This is a genomic window from Enterobacter sp. PL_is514 (assembly GCF_055816715.1).
Map to the genome: position 1 here is coordinate 156,615 of NZ_JBVPGN010000029.1, position 17,438 is coordinate 174,052.

At 56.8% G+C, this 17,438-nt stretch carries 12 protein-coding genes and 1 rRNA gene; 3 read left to right on the plus strand and 10 right to left on the minus strand.

From position 1 onward, the window contains the following. Positions 1-3: 3 nt before the first annotated feature. The 6 genes from bcsC to bcsR are packed head-to-tail and all read right to left on the minus strand — an operon-like array spanning position 4 to position 10,576. Positions 4-3,486, minus strand: coding sequence for a cellulose synthase complex outer membrane protein BcsC (gene bcsC, locus AC0TNG_RS09225; protein WP_473712981.1), 3,483 nt, complete (start codon positions 3,484-3,486; stop codon positions 4-6). Then, positions 3,468-4,574 carry a cellulose synthase complex periplasmic endoglucanase BcsZ gene (bcsZ, locus tag AC0TNG_RS09230; protein WP_024908828.1) on the minus strand — a complete coding sequence of 369 codons (1,107 nt, stop codon included), beginning with the start codon at positions 4,572-4,574 and terminating at the stop codon, positions 3,468-3,470. The genes bcsC and bcsZ overlap by 19 nt, the downstream gene beginning before the upstream one ends. Positions 4,575-4,580: 6 nt before the next feature. Then, entirely contained in the window at positions 4,581-7,001 is a 2,421-nt protein-coding gene (gene bcsB / locus AC0TNG_RS09235) for a cellulose biosynthesis cyclic di-GMP-binding regulatory protein BcsB (protein ID WP_473712982.1), read from the minus strand. Between the two features lie 10 nt (positions 7,002-7,011). Continuing rightward, a complete protein-coding gene (bcsA, locus tag AC0TNG_RS09240) occupies positions 7,012-9,627 on the minus strand; it encodes a UDP-forming cellulose synthase catalytic subunit (RefSeq protein ID WP_473712983.1) in 2,616 nt (871 codons plus the stop codon). Beyond that, positions 9,624-10,376, minus strand: coding sequence for a cellulose biosynthesis protein BcsQ (gene bcsQ, locus AC0TNG_RS09245; protein WP_024908825.1), 753 nt, complete (start codon positions 10,374-10,376; stop codon positions 9,624-9,626). Before bcsQ ends, bcsA begins: the two co-directional genes overlap by 4 nt. Before the next feature lie 11 nt (positions 10,377-10,387). Next, a complete protein-coding gene (gene bcsR / locus AC0TNG_RS09250) occupies positions 10,388-10,576 on the minus strand; it encodes a cellulose biosynthesis protein BcsR (RefSeq protein ID WP_024908824.1) in 189 nt (62 codons plus the stop codon). A gap of 175 nt (positions 10,577-10,751) precedes the next feature. On the opposite strand from bcsR, the gene bcsE reads away from it, so the two are divergent. From bcsE to bcsG, 3 genes are read left to right on the plus strand one after another with little or no spacing between them, the layout of a single operon-like run. Then, a complete protein-coding gene (gene bcsE / locus AC0TNG_RS09255) occupies positions 10,752-12,314 on the plus strand; it encodes a cellulose biosynthesis c-di-GMP-binding protein BcsE (protein ID WP_473712984.1) in 1,563 nt (520 codons plus the stop codon). Further along, entirely contained in the window at positions 12,308-12,505 is a 198-nt protein-coding gene (gene bcsF, locus AC0TNG_RS09260; protein ID WP_024908822.1) for a cellulose biosynthesis protein BcsF, read from the plus strand. Before bcsE ends, bcsF begins: the two co-directional genes overlap by 7 nt. Next, positions 12,498-14,177: a cellulose biosynthesis protein BcsG gene (gene bcsG, locus AC0TNG_RS09265; RefSeq protein ID WP_473712986.1), complete on the plus strand. Its 1,680-nt coding sequence runs from the start codon at positions 12,498-12,500 to the stop codon at positions 14,175-14,177. The genes bcsF and bcsG overlap by 8 nt, the downstream gene beginning before the upstream one ends. A gap of 48 nt (positions 14,178-14,225) precedes the next feature. Here the strand turns inward: bcsG and AC0TNG_RS09270 are convergent, their stop codons facing one another. The 4 genes from AC0TNG_RS09270 to rrf all read right to left on the minus strand — a co-directional run. Continuing rightward, positions 14,226-15,218 (minus strand): family 8 glycosyl hydrolase, encoded by a 993-nt coding sequence (locus tag AC0TNG_RS09270; RefSeq protein WP_473712993.1) that lies wholly within the window; start codon positions 15,216-15,218, stop codon positions 14,226-14,228. Between the two features lie 16 nt (positions 15,219-15,234). Further along, on the minus strand, positions 15,235-16,197 hold the full coding sequence (gene birA, locus AC0TNG_RS09275; protein ID WP_032648208.1) for a bifunctional biotin--[acetyl-CoA-carboxylase] ligase/biotin operon repressor BirA: 963 nt from the start codon (positions 16,195-16,197) through the stop codon (positions 15,235-15,237). Then, positions 16,194-17,222, minus strand: a complete 1,029-nt coding sequence (gene murB / locus AC0TNG_RS09280; protein WP_473712988.1) for a UDP-N-acetylmuramate dehydrogenase — start codon at positions 17,220-17,222, stop codon at positions 16,194-16,196. Before murB ends, birA begins: the two co-directional genes overlap by 4 nt. A gap of 124 nt (positions 17,223-17,346) precedes the next feature. Then, a 5S ribosomal RNA gene (gene rrf, locus AC0TNG_RS09285) occupies positions 17,347-17,438 on the minus strand; the annotation flags it as partial.

Below are 17,438 nucleotides of genomic sequence, written 5' to 3' on the forward strand. Positions count from 1 at the left end.
CGATTACCAGTCCGCGTACGGGATGAGCGGCTGCGGCGGTAAGTCCATATCGCCCTGCCAGCCTGCAGCAGAGTAGCGCACATAGATCAGCGCGTGGCTTGGGGTATAGTCTTTCGCTTCCTGAATATCCACGCCCATGCCCACAAACCAGTTGGACGTTACGCGGCGTTCGATAATGGCCCGTGCGGTATAACCCGTACCGGAAGAACTGCTGCCGGTTTCCATCGCGCCCCGGTCGGTATAGCGGTCTGGCTCATCGGTCGGGATCAGATTCTGAATCGGGTAGCGCAGCTCGTCTTTGGTTTTGGAGTGTGACCAGGACACCGAGCCACCCAGCTCCCAGGACCAGTTCTCCGTGCGTTTACGCCAGGTCACCGGCAGCGCGAAGGAGACATACTCCTGCGGGCTGTAATAGCCGCCCTGGCCCAGGGTATAACCGCTCAGGTCTTTGTCGTAGTGCCAGAGCATATTGGAGACGCCGACCGTCAGGCGCTCATTGTTTTTATTAATGAGCTTGTAGTAGTAACCCGTCATCCAGCGGACGCGCCAGTTATCCTCCACATTTTTACCCGTCAGCGTTTCCGCGTTCAGGCTTGACCAGACGCCGTTCGCTTCCCCTTTGTCATAGCTCATACTTACGCCGCCACCGGTGGCGCGTACGCCGCCCCAGGTGGTGCCGGTATTGGTATCTTTTTGCCCGCCGAAGGCCAGCAGAGAGCTGGAGATTGGGCGGCGATGGGCGTTAACGGTATAGCCGATGGGCCCCAGATCGCTGCTGTAGCTGATGCCGCCCACCACGTCGACGACGTCAAAGCCCATTGGCGTGGTGCCAATATCCATCGCCCAGGTTTTATTCTGCCAGCCGACGGCGACGCTTGCGCCATTGTCGGACTGATGGGTGTTGCCGCTACACGGCGTTTCGTAGCAGGTTCCCCATTTAGGGTCGTAAGTCCCGTTCTTGCTATCAAATGAACCGGCGTCCATGTTGACCAGATCGCTTCTGAAGAACATGCGCCCATCAGAAAGCGGGGCATCCACCTGTAGCATGGTGGTATGCGCTTTCAGGTCGGAATAACCGCCCGTGCCGCTGGAGCCCCAGTAGTCGTGCTGCAGCGTGACGTTAACATCCTGCTGACGATACAGGTCACCGGCATCGCTGCGCACGCCGCGCTTCAGCCAGTCGTCTTTTTCATCGTTACGCGTCAGACGGGTGAAACTGTCGTTGTCAGCCGGACGCGTCGTCGTGATCCCCGTCGATACCATCGCATCTTTATAGGTTTCCAGCGCCTGCTGAGGCTGGCCGTTCTGCGCCTGGAAACGTGCGGCATCACGCAGCACCAGCGCGTTTTCCATGGAGCCGGGCTGCGATTTAGCCTGCGGAATGATTTTGTTGAAGGTCTGTTCTGCGGCAGCGGAATCGCCCAGGCCCGCCTGCGCCATCGCGATCCGGCGCTGCATGTTGAGCGACAGCGGCTGGCCGTTTTGCGCGGCGGGCAGTTTCGCCAGCTCTGCGCGCGCGGCATCCTTGTTACCCTGCGCGCTGTAAATCTCGGTCAGGCCGAGGATCGCGTCTTCGTTCTGCGGTTCACGCTGCAGGACGGCATTGTACGTCGTTTTCGCCGAGTCCAGATCGCCACGCTGCTGTGCCCAGTCCGCCAGCGTGAGGTCGATACGGGTGGAGGTCGGCTGCTGGCGAAGAAGATTCTCTGCGTCCTGCTCTTTGCCGCTGTCGCGCAGACGGTTGGCGGTTTCCAGCACCTGGTTGCTTTGCAGGCGGTCGGCAAGTTCCTGAATATTGCCGTTCCACTGGCTGCGCGGCAGCGTATCCAGATGCGCCAGCGCGGCACGGTCCTGATCGTTTCCGGAAAGATAGAGCCCGTTGGCGTACACCTGATCCGGATCGGACGGTTTCTGGCTGGCAAGCTGACGCATCAGGGTATCCGCCTGGCTGCGCTGACCCGCGCTGTAGAGATCGCGCGAGAGACGGTAGGTTATCCACACGTCGCCGGGAGAGAGCGCCAGACGACGACGCTGAATGTCTGCCGCCTGAGCGTATTTCCCCTGATTTTCCAGCTGTTCGGCCTGAGTGGAGAGCTGCTCGTTGGTCAGGCTACGTTCAATATCGTCTATGCTTCGGCGCTGGCTGGTGGAGAGAGACTGGATAAACTGCGAGGCCTTCTCCGGGGACTGCGCGCGGTAAATATTGGCCAGGCCGCGGACCGCATTGCTGTTGCCGCTGTCCATACGCAGCGCCTGGCGATAGTAACGTTCCGCCGCGTCGTTATCTTTACGCGCCGCGGCGGCGTCGCCCAGCCCCAGCACGGCATAGCTGTCGGTATTGTCGATACCGCGTGCCTGCTGATAGTAACGCTCCGCCTGCGCCGGGTTATTCGCCTTCAGCGCCGCATCGCCCTGCTGGATCAGCAGCCAGTAGCGGTTAACCTTCAGAAGACTGTCCCATTTACCCCGGTTATCGCTCTGGGGATCGAGGGCAATCGCCTTTTCAAACTGTGCCACCGCGCGGGCGCGGTCGCCCTTCTGGGAATACGCCTGTCCAAGGGCGCCCACCGCCTCACTGTCGGCATGGTTGGCGCTGACGGCTTTTTGCAGCTCCGCCACCGCCTTACTCCCCTGCCCGGCATCCACCGCCGCCAGCCCTTCCGCTTTCGCGCGGAACGCCGGATCGGCGAGCTGTTTTTGCTGCGCTTCAAGCTGGGCACGCGCCGCCGCGACGCTATCCCCGTCGCTGAATACGCTCAGGTATTTTTGCAGCGCGCTGACGCTGGCGCTGCTGGCAGGCTGACCTTTGATTTGGTCATACCACATATCAGACGCCTGGTTACGGCCATTGGTGGATTTGGCCATCTCCTGCAATATCGCAAAGCCTTCATCACGGCGTCCGCTCTGGAACAAAAGCTGGGACAGCGTTGCCTGAAGCTGCGTATTTCCGGGGCTGCTGCTGTTTATTTTCTTGAGCTGGTTAATGGCTGCATTTCGGCGAGCAGGGTCTTTCGCCACGACGTTCCAGTATTCCGTGGCCACGTCGCCGCCCGGCGGGTTGCCGTCAAACAGCTTGTCATAGGCGGCAATCGCCTCCTGCGTGTGTCCCGTGGTGGCGAGCAGTCGCGCCTGCTGGAGCTGCTGCCGGCCATCCGGGGTAGAAAGCAGCATCGTATTGCGTGATGACTGGTACGCACTCGAGCCCGGCGCGATCCCTTTCAGACGATCCAGCTCTTTTTGCGCACCGGCGTTATCACCCTGGCGCAGCAGGTAGCGAAAGCGTGCGGCAATGACGTCAGGGTTGTTCGGGTCAATCAGCTCTAGACGATAAAGCGACTGACGAACCAAATCCTCACGCTGTGTCGATTCGCCCAGCCGAACCTGTTCCAGCAGCTGTTTCTGCTGCGGAGAGTTGGCGGCTTCAGCCAGCGGCATCAGTGCCAAGCCAAGCGATAAAGTGAGTAGATTTACTGTGAACTTGCGCATTCCTGGCCCCAATCCGGTATTAATTCACCTTTTGCGGTGAAGCGAAAACGATGCTGATCCCATCCTTGCCCAAAGAGAGTCAGCACGTAGCTGTAATAGGCATTGTTATCGGGAAAATGGTCCGCAACGCGCTGGCGCTGAACCGCCTGGGCATCACGCTGTTGTAAAAACGGCAGCATGGCGGCAGAGAACCCGACCGGACCATTCCCGGTGCGTTTCCCCGTCGCCACATCCACTTTCTCCGGCGGCACACCCCGTTTCAAGGTCTTTGCCGCCATCGGCTGGAAGCGCGTCAGCAGCCGGGCTTTCTGAGGATCGTTGTCACTCATCATGCCCACCCAGAGATACACGCGGATGGCGTCGTAGCCGCCCACCAGCGCCTTATCCTGCTGTAACCGCCAGCCTTTGTGTTTCTGATACTGCACCCAGTCCGGCGAAAAGCCTTTCGGCGCACTCTCCTGCAGCAGGCGCAGATTGGTTTCACGAAGCTGGGTCCACGGGGAACCAAAGCGCGTGAAATAACTCGCTAACTGCGGAGGAAGATAACTGGGGTTAAAGCGCCAGACCTGTTCATCGGCAAAACCGACTTTACCGGGAAGCAGCATTGCGCCGAGCCCCGGCACTTTCACCACTTCCTCGCTGACAATGCGTTTCAGCAACGCTTTACCCGTGCGGGTATAGTCCGGATGTTTCCACAGCCGACCCGCTTCGAGCAGTGACCAGGCGATCCAGACATCGGCGTCAGAGGCGGAGTTGGTATCAATCACCGCCCACGTTTCTTTATCCTTCTGACCCCATAGCCAGGCAGGCAGATGGTCGTTGAGATCGCCGCTGGCAAGATTATCGCGCGTCCACGTCAGCAGCTGGTCAAACGCGTTGCGATCGTTCGCCGCCAGGGCAAAGAACAGGGCGTAGCTTTGCCCTTCCGAGGTCGTTATTTTGCGCGTGTCACTGGGATCAATGACACGCCCGCCCTCGCTGATGTAGTCCTTTTTAAACTGCTCCCAGGCAGGCCAGGTACAGGCGGCGCGAAGAGGAAGCGCCGCCAGCATCACCGCTGCTAATGCACACCAGCGAAAGGCTTTCATTACATCTTACTCATCCGGGTTCAGACGACGACGGCTGATGATACGCAGCAGACGCCACAGCACCCATGCCAGCAAGACCACGCTGACCGCAGCCAGGATGGCGAGCAGCACCGGATGGTTAGCCAGCGCATACCACAGGCGTTCAAACCACGGCAGATGGCCCACGTAGTACACATCGCCCACGCGCAGGCTATTGACGCCGGACTCACGGATCACCGACACGGAACCAAACATCGCGGCACGTTTACCGCTGTCGTTCATGGCCGTATTGAGGAGTTCATACCCGCGCGGGCTGTCCGCAAGGAGGGCCACCACGCTGCGCTGTTCGTTGTATGGGGACTGGAAGCCCACCACTGCGGCCATCGCCCCCTGAGACGTTACCGTCGTCTGCGCGCTGGCCTGACGGTCGTTCACATCCGGCATAATGCTCGGGAACTCGGTCTGGCGCAGCGGCGTGTTAACCCAGGACTGGGCCGCTTTCACCAGCAGATCGATACGTTTGTCATCCTTTAGCTTATCCGGAATGGTACCGATCACCATGATGTCAGCGTCTTTGTTCTGAATCTGGCTGCCATCGTCCGTCAACGTGACGTTAATCGCCGGTAATCCTGTTTGTCCCCCAACGGTCGCCATGGTGTCCAGCAGGGTCGTGACCTGCCCTTCGTTTGGCGCTTTTGGCATCACCACAATGGACTCAGAGAGATCGGCCATGCGGCTGAACGGGAAGCCCGCGTTAGCAAACGCGCGCAGGTCCGGCATCGCCAGGAAGTGATAGTACTTCGAGAAGTCGATGGTCGACTCATCGCCAATCACCACGTGGTTCTGAACCGGCTGGAAGGTGATGCAGTTTTCCGCCGAGCCGCCAGGCATCGGGTTCATGTACTGGAAGTCAAAGCGCAGCTGGTTTATCGCACCCAGCTTCAGTGCCGGAATGGAAACATCCGTTTTACCGTCCAGCAGCCCCTGCAGCACCGGCAGGCGAAGCATCAGGCGGTTCGTATCCTGCGTGCTTTGCAGGCTGAAGGATTGCAGGAACTGGTTGTTCAGGCTGATATCCATGCGCGAGCTGTCTTTGGTGGCTGGCGCGGTATACCGGTAGTTCAGATTGATATCAATGCCGTTGGTGCGCAGCAGGTACAGATCCGGCGGCAGATTCAGCGACAGGCTAATCGGCGCTGGCTCAAGCCCCGTCGCCTGCAGCTGTTCTTCATAGGTTTTCAGCTCGCCAAAGGTTACCGCACGGTCGGTACGCACCCAGTTTGGCGCATCATACGGTTTACGCGCCAGCAGCGGCTTGACCTCATCTATCACCACGCTGTTGCCGCGGAACAGGACGTTGCCCTGGGCAATCGCTTTTGCTGCCTGCACCAGATCTTTATCATCACGACCAAAGACCACCAGCAGCTTCACGTACGGGTTTTCCGGATGGCTTATCATCTCAACGGTCGGCGCTTTGACGTCCGGATGATCGCGCAGGAAGGCCGGGCGTTTCGCGTTGGTCGCAAACACAATGGCATTTCTGTCCGGCAGCTTGTCATACATCGCCGGGAAGCTCTGGCCGCGCCAGCCGGCACGTGAACCAAACCAGGACGCCACGATGGTGGCCGCCAGCTGCTCGGTCACGTCCGGGGATGAGGCAAACACCATCGGCAGCGTGAGCGGACGGTTATCACGCGGATCAAAGAACGGAACCGGGAAGGCCGAGAGATCGTTTTTCAGCGCCAGCGACTGGTAGGTCATCTGCAGCGAGGAGTTACGCCCGACGTCCATCCACAGCGTGTTGCTGGCCGGGTTTTCGCAGACATCGCGGTAGTGACCGACAAATTCCAGGCGGATACGGTTAAAGTCGGTGATGAACAGCGGGTTAATCGGCACCTGAGCCTGGGTTTTCTTGCCCAGCTGCTCTTTGGTGACCGGCAGAACGTCCATCAGCTCATCATTCAGATAGACCTTCAGCTGAGACTGGGTCGGCAGCAGCGACGGTGACGGGGTGTACTCAAGGTTCAGCACCGCATTAGAGACGACCTCATCGCTGCGCATGCCAAATTCAATGCCGCCGTTAGGGTTGATACCGCGCAGCACCATGCTGCCCGGAGGCGGCGCAATTTGCGCGAAGGTCAGCTTGACGTCCCGTGACGGCGCATTGTCTGCGACGACGGGCGCATTCGCCCCCCGGACGCCCGGCATCACCTGCCCGATGACCTGACCGTCTGCCGGCAGGGTGTTCCCCTCCGTTGGCTGGTTCGGCAGGATGTTTTCTGTTTGACCCGGTGCCGCGGTGACAACCGGATCGGTTGCTTGCGCGACGACAGGTACCGTTGGCGCAGGCGTTGCCGCTGCATTACCAGGAGCGGCGTTAGCCATTGTTGCGGGGAGGACATTCATCCCCATTGCCACTGCACATAACCAGGAAAGTTTTGTTTTCATCGCGTTATCATCATTGTTGAGCCATAACCGGGTCCGCCTGCTTCGCCTCATCCCGCTCAGGACGACGAGGAATGAACGACACGACCCAGGAAACCAGCGAAGTAAGTGACCGGAAAATTAATTTCACCGACGACGGGGCAAATTCTGCAAGGTGACGATAGCCACGGAACCCCAGCTTCAGAATATCCAGCAGGCTTTCCAGTGGTTTATCTTCCGGGAAGCTGTCCTGCCAGAGAGCCCACGTATCCGCGCGGGCAAACGTACACTGCACAAAATCGATATGCTGCTTTTTGGTCAACGGCATGAGCTGCAGACCGACTTCATTGCCCGCCACGCGAACAACCTGCGTCGGGAAGACATACTCCTGCTGACCGCGCTTAAGCAGCAGGTTAACTTTCTGCCCTTCCAGCACCTTCGCCTGGCCGTTGATTTTGATCCCCAGACCGCCGTCAGAGAAGTCGTGCACGGTACAGGAGAAGAGATGGCCATCTTCACGGGCGATCGCCGCAGGCATGCAGATTTCAACGCGATGCGCGCGACGAACCTGTTTGCTTTCCACCGACACCGCCACCGCGCCGCCGAGGATAATCAGGTTGTAGAAGACCCAGGCCATACTCACGAAGACGGTCAGGATTTCGTTTTCCGGGCCGTAGAAGTAACGCCAGATACCGGCGATGACGCCAACGATATTCAGCAGTACCAGGAAGATATACGGACGGGAGATCACCCAGTCGACGTACTCCTCTTCCACCAGGCCGCCCTTCGCGGTAACGTTGAATTTCCCTTTGTGCGGGTTAATCAGCGCCACCATCGTCGGCGGTGCGATGTACCAGGCCAGCACCGTTTCGTAGATTTCACTCCAGAAGGAGTGGCGGTATTTACCCTGTATCTTCGAGTTCGTCAGGCTCGCGTGGATCATGTGCGGCAGAACAAACAGCGCAATCATCAGCGCCGGGGCGTAGATGATATAAGCGTGAAGGAGCAGGAACGCCAGCGGCGCGGTCAGGAAGATCAGCCGCGGGATACCGGATAAGAAGTGGAACATGGCGTTGACGTAGCAGAGACGCTGCGCCAGCTTGAGCCCTTTCCCGATCAGGGGGTTATCGAGACGGAAAATCTGCACCATCCCGCGCGCCCAGCGAATACGCTGACCAATGTGCGCCGACAGTGACTCCGTTGCCAGACCGGCAGCCTGCGGAATGCGCATATAGGCTGAGGTATAGCCACGACGGTGCAGGCGCAGCGAGGTATGCGCATCTTCGGTGACCGTTTCGACGGCGATACCACCAATTTCATCCAGCGGTTTACGGCGGATAACCGCACAGGAGCCGCAGAAGAAGGTGGCATCCCACATGTCGTTTCCGTCCTGCACCAGGCCATAGAACAGCGTGCCTTCGTTCGGGGTTTTACGGAAACGGCCAAGGTTACGTTCAAACGGGTCCGGCGAGAAGAAGTGGTGCGGCGTCTGCATCATCGCCAGCTCTTTCTCCTTCAGGAACCAGCCCATAGTCATCTGCAGGAACGAGCGCGTCGGGACGTGGTCGCAGTCAAAGATCGAGACAAACTCCCCGGTGGCATACTTCAACGCGTTGTTGATGTTCCCGGCTTTAGCATGTTCGTGCGTCGGACGGGCGATGTACTCGACGCCGACTTCCTCTGCGAACTGGCGGAACGCCGGACGGTTGCCGTCATCCAGGATCCAGACCTTGAGCTTATCTTTCGGCCAGTCGATGCCCAGCGCGGCATAGATGGTGTTCTTCACCACGCTCAGGTCTTCGTTGTAGGTCGGCACGAAGAGATCGACGGTTGGCCACTGGGTGGTGTCCTTTGGCAGCGGAACCGGCTGGCGGTTGAGCGGCCAAATCACCTGGAAATAGCCCAGCACCAGCACAATCCAGGCATAGGTTTCAGCAAACAACAGCACCAGGCCGCACACCAGACTCACCGGATCGTCCCAGTTCAGCGTCGAGGTATAACGCCACCAGATGTAGCGACAGGAGACGGTCAACGACAACACAATCAGCATCAGCGCCGAGAAGCGGCCCGGAATACGGCGGACCAGCAGCGCCACGCCCCACAGCAGGATCAGGAAGGTGAACTGCGCCAGAGGGTTGAAAGGCTGCGTAATACAGACCAGCGCCAGAATGAGCGAGAACACGACGATCACGCCGAGGATAAAACGCCGCAAGCCCGGGTGGAGATGCCCGAGCTCTTTATGGTTATCCAGATGGCTGGTCTTATCGCTGACGCTGTTGGGCAGTTTATCCAGCCACTGGTGGTAGCGTTCACGTAGCTGCTGCACGCGGGAGAAACTGCGCCAGTGCGGCGTTTTTGTCTCCGCGCGGGATGAGGTCGCCACCAGCCAGATGGCCTGAATGAGATAACGCGCCGGATCCAAAGGACGTGGCCGGTCGGGATTAATGTGCGGATACAATTCACTGTGCCGGGCACGTATGCGCTGCCAGCGCGGGTGTTCGAGTGGAATAAATATCCAGGCCAGAATCATCCAGAAACAGCCGAGCGCGGCGCTGAATGCCGACGCGCCGTGACGGCGAAAATGCCGGTAATGTTCGCTCAAACGCGAACTGACCGGTGGGATGAGTAACCAGCTGGCGAAACGACTCATACATCACTCCCTGCATGCTCCGCCCTGTTGGCGAAGTTCAGCAGACACCAGTTAGCCAGCGTCAGGATCTCTTCTGCCGCCAGTGAATCGCTGCGGTATTCGCCGAGCGGTTGCTTAGACGCAAGGCATTCCGCCATGCCCTCATCACGATGGATGACAATGGGAAGCAAGCGGCGCTGGCTCTGCAGCCAGACCTGATACAGATCGTCCTGGATCTGGCTGCCAATGCGCAAATCGTTAATCAGGATATGGCCATTTTGAGGTAGCCCCTGCTGATGCAGGCGGATATGGCAGTTCGCATCGACGTTGACGATCGAGAGCACATGATCGCACTGGGCAATAAGCTGTCGGGTCAGCGTGCCGGCGCCGTGCGGCAGATCCAGCAGGATCCACTTGTAGTGCCCCTTTTCTTTCAGGGTCTGCAGCGCCAGCGTGAACTGCGAAAACAGACGCTGATACGCGGCTTCATTCTCGCGCTCCGTGGTGGTCAGTTGACCAAACGGCAGCAGATCGAGCTGGGAGGTATAGCGCATCCCTGCATCCTGCCAGTCTTTATCGTCGAGCAGCGCCCGGGCCCAGCCCTCTTCGCGAGTAAAATCGACGTTAAACGACATACGCAGCAAATTATCGGCGCAGGCGTCAATAACCAGCACCGATTCACCTAAAAGCTGTAATGACCACGCCAGCGCCGCGGTAACAGATGTGGTACCCACACCGCCACGGACACCCTGTAATCCGAGTATGGCCATCAATGGCTCCCTTAATGTTGATGGGCGAATTCAGCTAATAACGGCCAGCGTTTAATAGCCGCGGCCAACTGTTCCCGCTGGGAAATATCGGTGTAATCTATTTCAGGTAAAGAAAAGGCCTGCGTCAGCGCCAGAAAATCGTTTTGGAATGTGTAACCCAGGGTCGAATCGACTGGGGTTCCGGGTTCGTTATTATCCATTCTTTTTCCATCCCTTTGAGGAAAATCGCACGCTAAAGAAGTTGCGGGGCTTCCTGCCCTGACAAATTTCATTTACATGCTAAATCTGATGTTCTTTAATTTCAATGTTAGGTTTATTTCTACGCTTTCGCTAGTAAACTGAGATACAGATAAATTAGACGAAAAGAGGGACACCGTGGACTCCATATTTTCTATTGGCATCCAGTCATTATGGGACGAATTGAGCCACATGCCAGTCGGAGGAGTCTGGTGGATTAATACGGACCGAAATGAAGATGCTATCAGTCTGGTAAACCAGACAATTGCTGCCCAGGATAAGGATTCCCGCGTGGCCGTCATTAGCATGGGCGAAGATCCGAAGAAAATTATCACGCTGGAAAACGATTGCGGGCCTCAGACGGTGCGATTATTTTCCATGACATCGGATGCCGATAGTCTATACTTTTTGTCCCGCGACGTTCAGTGCACTATTGATCCGGATCACTATTTAGTGATCCTTAAATGCGCAAATAACGTCCTGCAAAATATCCCTTCTGAAAAACTGCTGCCGTGGCTGGAAAAAATCAATAAATGGGCAAAATTTCAAAATTGCACGCTATTGATAGTCAATCCCGGCAGTAATAATGACAAGCTATTCTCACTTTTAATGGGTGAATATCGCTCCCTGTTCGGTCTGGCAAGCGTTCGTGACCAGGCGGGAAGCTATCTCTACGATATTGCATTCTGGTGTAATGAAAAAGGCGTGAGCGCCAGGCAACAACTTACGCTGAAACACATCGAGGGTAAGTGGCACCTGGCACAGCAGGAAGAAACCGTGGTGCAACCGCGCAGTGATGAAAAACGCATTCTGAGCCATATCGCGGTTTTAGAGGGAGCACCTGCCCTGTCGGAAAACTGGTCACTGTTTGAATCTAACGAAGCCCTCTTCCATGAAGCGCGCACAACCCAGGCGGCAACGATTATTTTCTCGCTGATGCAGAATAACCAGATTGAGACGCTGGCGAGGCAAATCCACACCTTACGCCGCCAGCGCGGCAGTGCGTTAAAAATCATCGTACGCGAAAACAATACCAGCCTGCGCGCTACCGATGAGCGTCTGCTTCTGGGTTGCGGCGCCAATATGGTTATCCCCTGGAACGCGCCGCTGTCACGCTGCCTGACGCTTATCGAAAGCGTTCAGGGTCAGCAGTTTAGCCGCCATGTACCGGAAGACATTTCTACGCTGCTCTCCATGACGCAGCCGATGAAGCTGCGCGGTTACCAAAAATGGGATACCTTCTGCGACGCCGTCGGCAACATGATGAGCAATACGCTTCTTCCTGCAGACGGAAAAGGGGTTATGGTTGCCCTGCGCCCTGTTCCGGGTATCCGTGTTGAACAGGCGCTTACCTTATGCCGCCCAAACCGTACAGGGGACATCATGTCCATTGGCGACAATCGCCTGGTGCTGTTTTTGTCCTTCTGCCGGGTAAACGATCTCGATACGGCGCTTAACCACATCTTCCCTCTGCCTACCGGGGATATTTTCTCGAACCGTATGATTTGGTTCGAAGATAATACGATCAGCGCGGAGCTGGTGCAGATGCGTGCGCTCCAGCCTGAACAATGGGTTAAGCCACTCGCTATCAAGAGCGATGCCAAACCGATCCTCAATGCCAGACATGATGGACACGTCTGGCGTCGGGTGCCGGAACCCCTTCGCTTATTAACAGACAACGCGGAGAACGCATCATCATGAATATCAGCGATATTATTCAACTGGTTATATTCTGTGCGCTGATCTTTTTCCCGCTTGGCTACTATGCGCGTCATTCCATACGCCGTATCCGTGATACGGCCAGAGTGCTGTTTATAAAACCTCGCTACGTAAAACCAGCCGGAACACTGACACGGGCATCACACGTCAAGGCAGACCGAAAACATGACTAATTCTACCTATACCGCTTCGTCACCCTCGCCGCTCTGGCAATACTGGCGCGGCCTTTCCGGCTGGAACTTCTACTTTCTGGTGAAGTTTGGTCTGCTTTGGGCAGGCTATCTGAATTTCCATCCTCTACTCAACCTCGTGTTTATGGCCTTCCTGCTGATGCCGCTGCCAAATATCAGGCTGCATCGCTTACGTCACTGGGTTGCCATCCCCGTCGGCTTTGCGCTGTTCTGGCATGATACCTGGCTACCGGGGCCGGACAGCATTATGAGCCAGGGGTCCCAGGTGGCAGGCTTTAGCGCCAGCTATGTCCTCGATCTGACCGAGAGGTTTATTAACTGGCAGATGATAGGCGCGGTATTTGTGCTGCTGGTTGCCTGGCTGTTCCTGTCACAGTGGATCCGCGTCACGGTGTTTGTCGTCGCGATTATGATCTGGCTTAACGTGCTGACCCTGGCTGGGCCAAACTTTTCGCTGTGGCCTGCCGGTCAACCGACCACCACGGTGACCACCACCGGGGGAAGCGCAGCGGCCACCGTCACCACGGCAGGCGATACGCCAGTGGTGGGTGATATCCCAACCCAGACCGCACCGCCGACCTCAACCAACCTGAACGCCTGGCTCTCCAGTTTCTATACCGGGGAAGACAAGCGACAGACGAAATTCCCGGATGCGCTGCCGGCGGATGCTCAGCCGTTTGAACTGCTGGTGATCAACATCTGCTCTCTCTCCTGGGCCGATGTGGATGCAGCTGGTTTGATGTCTCATCCGCTGTGGTCTCATTTCGACATTCAGTTTAAAGATTTCAACTCTGCCACCTCGTACAGCGGCCCGGCGGCGATCCGCCTGCTGCGTGCAAGCTGCGGTCAGACATCGCATAAAAACCTGTATCAACCCGCCGGCAACCAGTGTTATCTGTTCGATAACCTCGCCAAGCTGGGCTTTACGCAGCACCTGATGCTGGGGCATAACGGCCAGTTCGGTAACTTCCTGAAAGAGGTGCGCGAACAGGGTGGTATGCAGTCACCGCTGATGGACCAAACCGGTCTTCCTGTCTCTCTGCTGGGCTTCGACGGCTCGCCCGTCTATGATGATACCGCCGTCCTGCAACGCTGGCTGCAGACCATCGAAAAAGACAGTAATCCACGCAGCGCGACGTTCTTTAATACCCTGCCGCTCCATGACGGTAACCATTTCCCGGGTGTGAGCAAAACGGCAGATTATAAAGTGCGTGCGCAGAAGTTCTTCGACGAGCTGGACGCGTTCTTCACGGAGCTGGAAAAATCAGGCCGTAAAGTGATGGTGGTTGTGGTGCCTGAGCACGGTGGTGCGCTGAAAGGTGACAGAATGCAGGTGTCAGGTCTGCGTGATATCCCAAGCCCGTCCATCACCAACGTACCTGCAGGCATTAAATTCTTTGGTATGAAGGCACCGCATCAGGGCGCACCAATAGAGATTACGCAGCCAACCAGCTATCTGGCGATCTCAGAACTGGTTGCCCGCGCCGTTGACGGGAAACTCTTTGTGGAAGATAGCGTGAACTGGGACCAGCTCACCAGCAAACTGCCGCAAACGGCAGAAGTCTCGGAGAACGCCAACGCGGTAGTGATTCAGTATCAGAACAAACCGTACGTTCGCCTGAACGGCGGGGATTGGGTACCGTATCCACAGTAGCTGATTTACCCCTCTCCCCATTGGGGAGAGGGGATAGTCGGTGCGTTATTATTGCTCTGAAATCCACACCAGCATTTTCAGACTTGCCGAATAGTAGTCGTCCTTAGACGTGATTTCGGGTTCTCCGGAAGACTGTCCCATCGTTAAATCCCTAACCGCCAGCAGACCACCTTCCATCATGTAGGGCGCATATTCGTTAGTCGTGACGTTAACCCAGGCGGGCGTTTGTTCCCGGGGGAACTGACCGAACCAGGCCTTCCACGGCGCCAGGAGCGGGCTTTGTTTCTCAGACCAGGCAACGTACAGCGGAATACGAATCGCGTCATAGCTCATTCGCGGTGGCCAGCCTTTAGCGGGAGCCAGCTTGCCACCTGATGTCAGTGAAACCCAGTCAGTGGGCAAGTTCGCTTTACCCGAGCCCATTTTCCCCAGCAGGCGTTCCCCGTCCTTAATCAAATCGCGCCAGACCGGCAAATGACTGCGTCCGGCGAAGGCCTGCCAGGCCGGAAACACAAAATAGGAAGGATTAAGAACCACTTCACCGTCAAGCTTAAATCCCTGGACGCCGGGCAGCATCACGCGGTAACCCGCATAGCGGATGACGCTATGGGCGACCAGCGCTTTTGTAATAGCATCCGATGCGGCGCTGTAGCGTTTGTCATGCCAGCGGGCATCGGCTTTAAGCAGCGCCCAGGCAATCAGCACATCGCCATCGGCAGCGTTGTTTTTGTCGGCGATCGGGTTGGACTCTGCGGGGTTAAAGCGCCAGTAAAACAGACCGTTCTCTTTGTTCTTCAGCTCACGGTTTGTCCATTGCCAGAGCTTATCGAACGTGGCTTTATCGTCGTTGGCCACTGCCATCAGCATGGCAAAGCCCTGACCTTCCGTATGCGACACGCCGCCATTGCCGGTATCGACAATGCGGCCTTCCGGTTTGAAAAAGCGCGCCTTGTAACTCTCCCAGGCCTGACCTGCCTGAGAGAGGGGTGAGAACAGCAGACTCATCATGACGGCCAGCGTCGCGCAGACGGGTTTTCGCATCATTCACTCCATCCGGTTATTCGGCACTTCGCAGGGAAATCTCACCGCCCATCCAGGGTTTGATCACGCCATCCTGCTCCAGAAGCAGCGCACCCTGAGCGTCAATACCGCGGGAAGTCCCGTAGATCTCTTTATCACCGATCAGCAATTTCACCGGGCGGTTGATGAAGTTATCCAACTTTTCCCAACGAGACAGGAACGGTGCCAGCCCTTCCTGCTCAAAAAGCGTGAGCGAGCTGCGCAGCTCTTTAATCATACGTACGGCAAGGGTGTTACGATCGATGACGATCCCCGCCTCCTGGAGGTTAGTCCAGGCCTGGTTCACCACATCATTTTGGACATTGCGCATCACCATATTGAGGCCTGCGCCAATGACGATTTGCGCCGCATCGCCCGTTTTTCCCGTCAGTTCGACCAGAATCCCGGCAAGTTTACGATCGTTGAGGTAGAGGTCATTAGGCCATTTAACACGCACTTTATCCGCCCCCAGATCGTGCAGCACTTCCGCCATGACGATGCCGATGACCAGACTCAGGCCAATGGCAGCGGCCGGGCCCTGATCGAGTCGCCAGTACATGGACAGATAGAGGTTAGCGCCAAATGGCGAAAACCACTTGCGTCCGCGACGGCCACGACCGGCCTGTTGATACTCAGCAACGCAGGCATCGCCGGATTTCAGCTCAGGCAGACGATCCAGAAGATACTGGTTCGTCGAATCAATCACCGGTAGCACCGCCACATTGCCGTGTCCAATCTGGCTGCGGATCGCTTCTTCATTCAGCAACTGAATCGGCTCCGGCAGGCTGTAGCCTTTTCCGGGAACCGTAAACACATCCACACCCCAGTCACGGAGCGTCTGGATATGCTTGTTAATGGCGGCGCGGCTCATGCCCAGCTGTTCACCCAGCTGCTCGCCGGAATGAAATTCACCATCCGCCAGGATACCAATCAGGGTTAACGGGACCGTATTGTCCTTCATGCGATAGTCTCCACAGCGTTGACTTCACCTGTGCGACCAATGAAGCGGACTTCTGGCTCCAGCCAGACGTTAAATTTTTCGCCGACACGCTGGCGAACGTAGTGAGCCAGCTGTACCACATCGTCGCTGGTCGCATCGCGCTGGTTAATCAGCACCAGGGCCTGCTGTTGGTGAACGGCTGCCCCGCCGACTGAAGTGCCTTTTAGCTGGCATTGATCGATGAGCCACCCCGCGGCCAGCTTCACGCTGCCGTCCGCCTGAGGGTAATGTGGCGCTGCTGGCCATCCTTCAAGAAAGACTTTTGCATTTTCGCTGCTGATAACCGGGTTTTTGAAGAAACTTCCTGCATTTCCGTTTACTTTTGGATCGGGAAGCTTGGTCATCCGCATATGGCAAACCGAGTCAAAAACGTCGCGGGCGGTAACGGTTGCCGGATCGAGACGCGTTAAATCCCCGTAGGTCAATACGGGCTGCCAGTTCTTCGACAGACGCAAACCCACGGCGACAATCACGTAGCGATCCTGATATTCATGTTTGAAGATACTGTCACGATAGCCAAAACGGCACTGCTCTGCGGTTAAACGCGTCGCCGTTCCGGTCGCCAGCTCGATGCAGTCGACATATTCACAAACATGTTTCAGTTCGATGCCGTAGGCGCCGATGTTTTGAATAGGAGACGATCCGGCGCAGCCTGGAATAAGCGCAAGGTTTTCCAGGCCCGGCATCCCTTTTTCGAGGGTAAATTGCACCAGATGATGCCAGTTTTCTCCGGCACCCACGTGCACGTGCCAGCTGTCGGCACGCTCTTCCACATCAATTCCCATGATGCGGTTAACGATCACCGTTCCCGCAAAATCATCGAGAAACAGGACATTACTTCCTTCGCCCAGAATCAGTACGGGTTCGTTATTTTCTGTCGCGTTTTGCCATGCATCCAGCAGCTGCTGTGCAGTATCGGCACGTACAATTTGATTGGCATTGCGTTGAATGCCAAAGGTATTCCAGGGCTTAAGGGAGTGGTTCATAAACGCTATCCTGATGCAAAAACGCAGGTAGTTTACCGTATAAGCAGGGTGATGGGGGATCAGTTTGTGCAGCGTATAAACGCAAAAAGGCCATCCTTTCGGATGGCCTCTTCACTTGTTTGATGCCTGGCAGTTCCCTACTCTCACATGGGGAGACCCCACACTACCATCGGCGCTACGGCGTTTCACTTCTGAGTTCGGCATGGGGTCAGGTGG

Bases quoted from the DNA above. Each gene is read 5' to 3' on its own strand.
- bcsC (WP_473712981.1), bottom strand. From the start codon at position 3,486: ATGCGCAAGTTCACAGTAAATCTACTCACTTTATCGCTTGGCTTGGCA.
- bcsZ (WP_024908828.1), bottom strand. From the start codon at position 4,574: ATGAAAGCCTTTCGCTGGTGTGCATTAGCAGCGGTGATGCTGGCGGCG.
- bcsB (WP_473712982.1), bottom strand. From the start codon at position 7,001: ATGAAAACAAAACTTTCCTGGTTATGTGCAGTGGCAATGGGGATGAAT.
- bcsA (WP_473712983.1), bottom strand. From the start codon at position 9,627: ATGAGTCGTTTCGCCAGCTGGTTACTCATCCCACCGGTCAGTTCGCGT.
- bcsQ (WP_024908825.1), bottom strand. From the start codon at position 10,376: ATGGCCATACTCGGATTACAGGGTGTCCGTGGCGGTGTGGGTACCACA.
- bcsR (WP_024908824.1), bottom strand. From the start codon at position 10,576: ATGGATAATAACGAACCCGGAACCCCAGTCGATTCGACCCTGGGTTAC.
- bcsG (WP_473712986.1), top strand. From the start codon at position 12,498: ATGACTAATTCTACCTATACCGCTTCGTCACCCTCGCCGCTCTGGCAA.
- AC0TNG_RS09270 (WP_473712993.1), bottom strand. From the start codon at position 15,218: ATGCGAAAACCCGTCTGCGCGACGCTGGCCGTCATGATGAGTCTGCTG.
- birA (WP_032648208.1), bottom strand. From the start codon at position 16,197: ATGAAGGACAATACGGTCCCGTTAACCCTGATTGGTATCCTGGCGGAT.
- murB (WP_473712988.1), bottom strand. From the start codon at position 17,222: ATGAACCACTCCCTTAAGCCCTGGAATACCTTTGGCATTCAACGCAAT.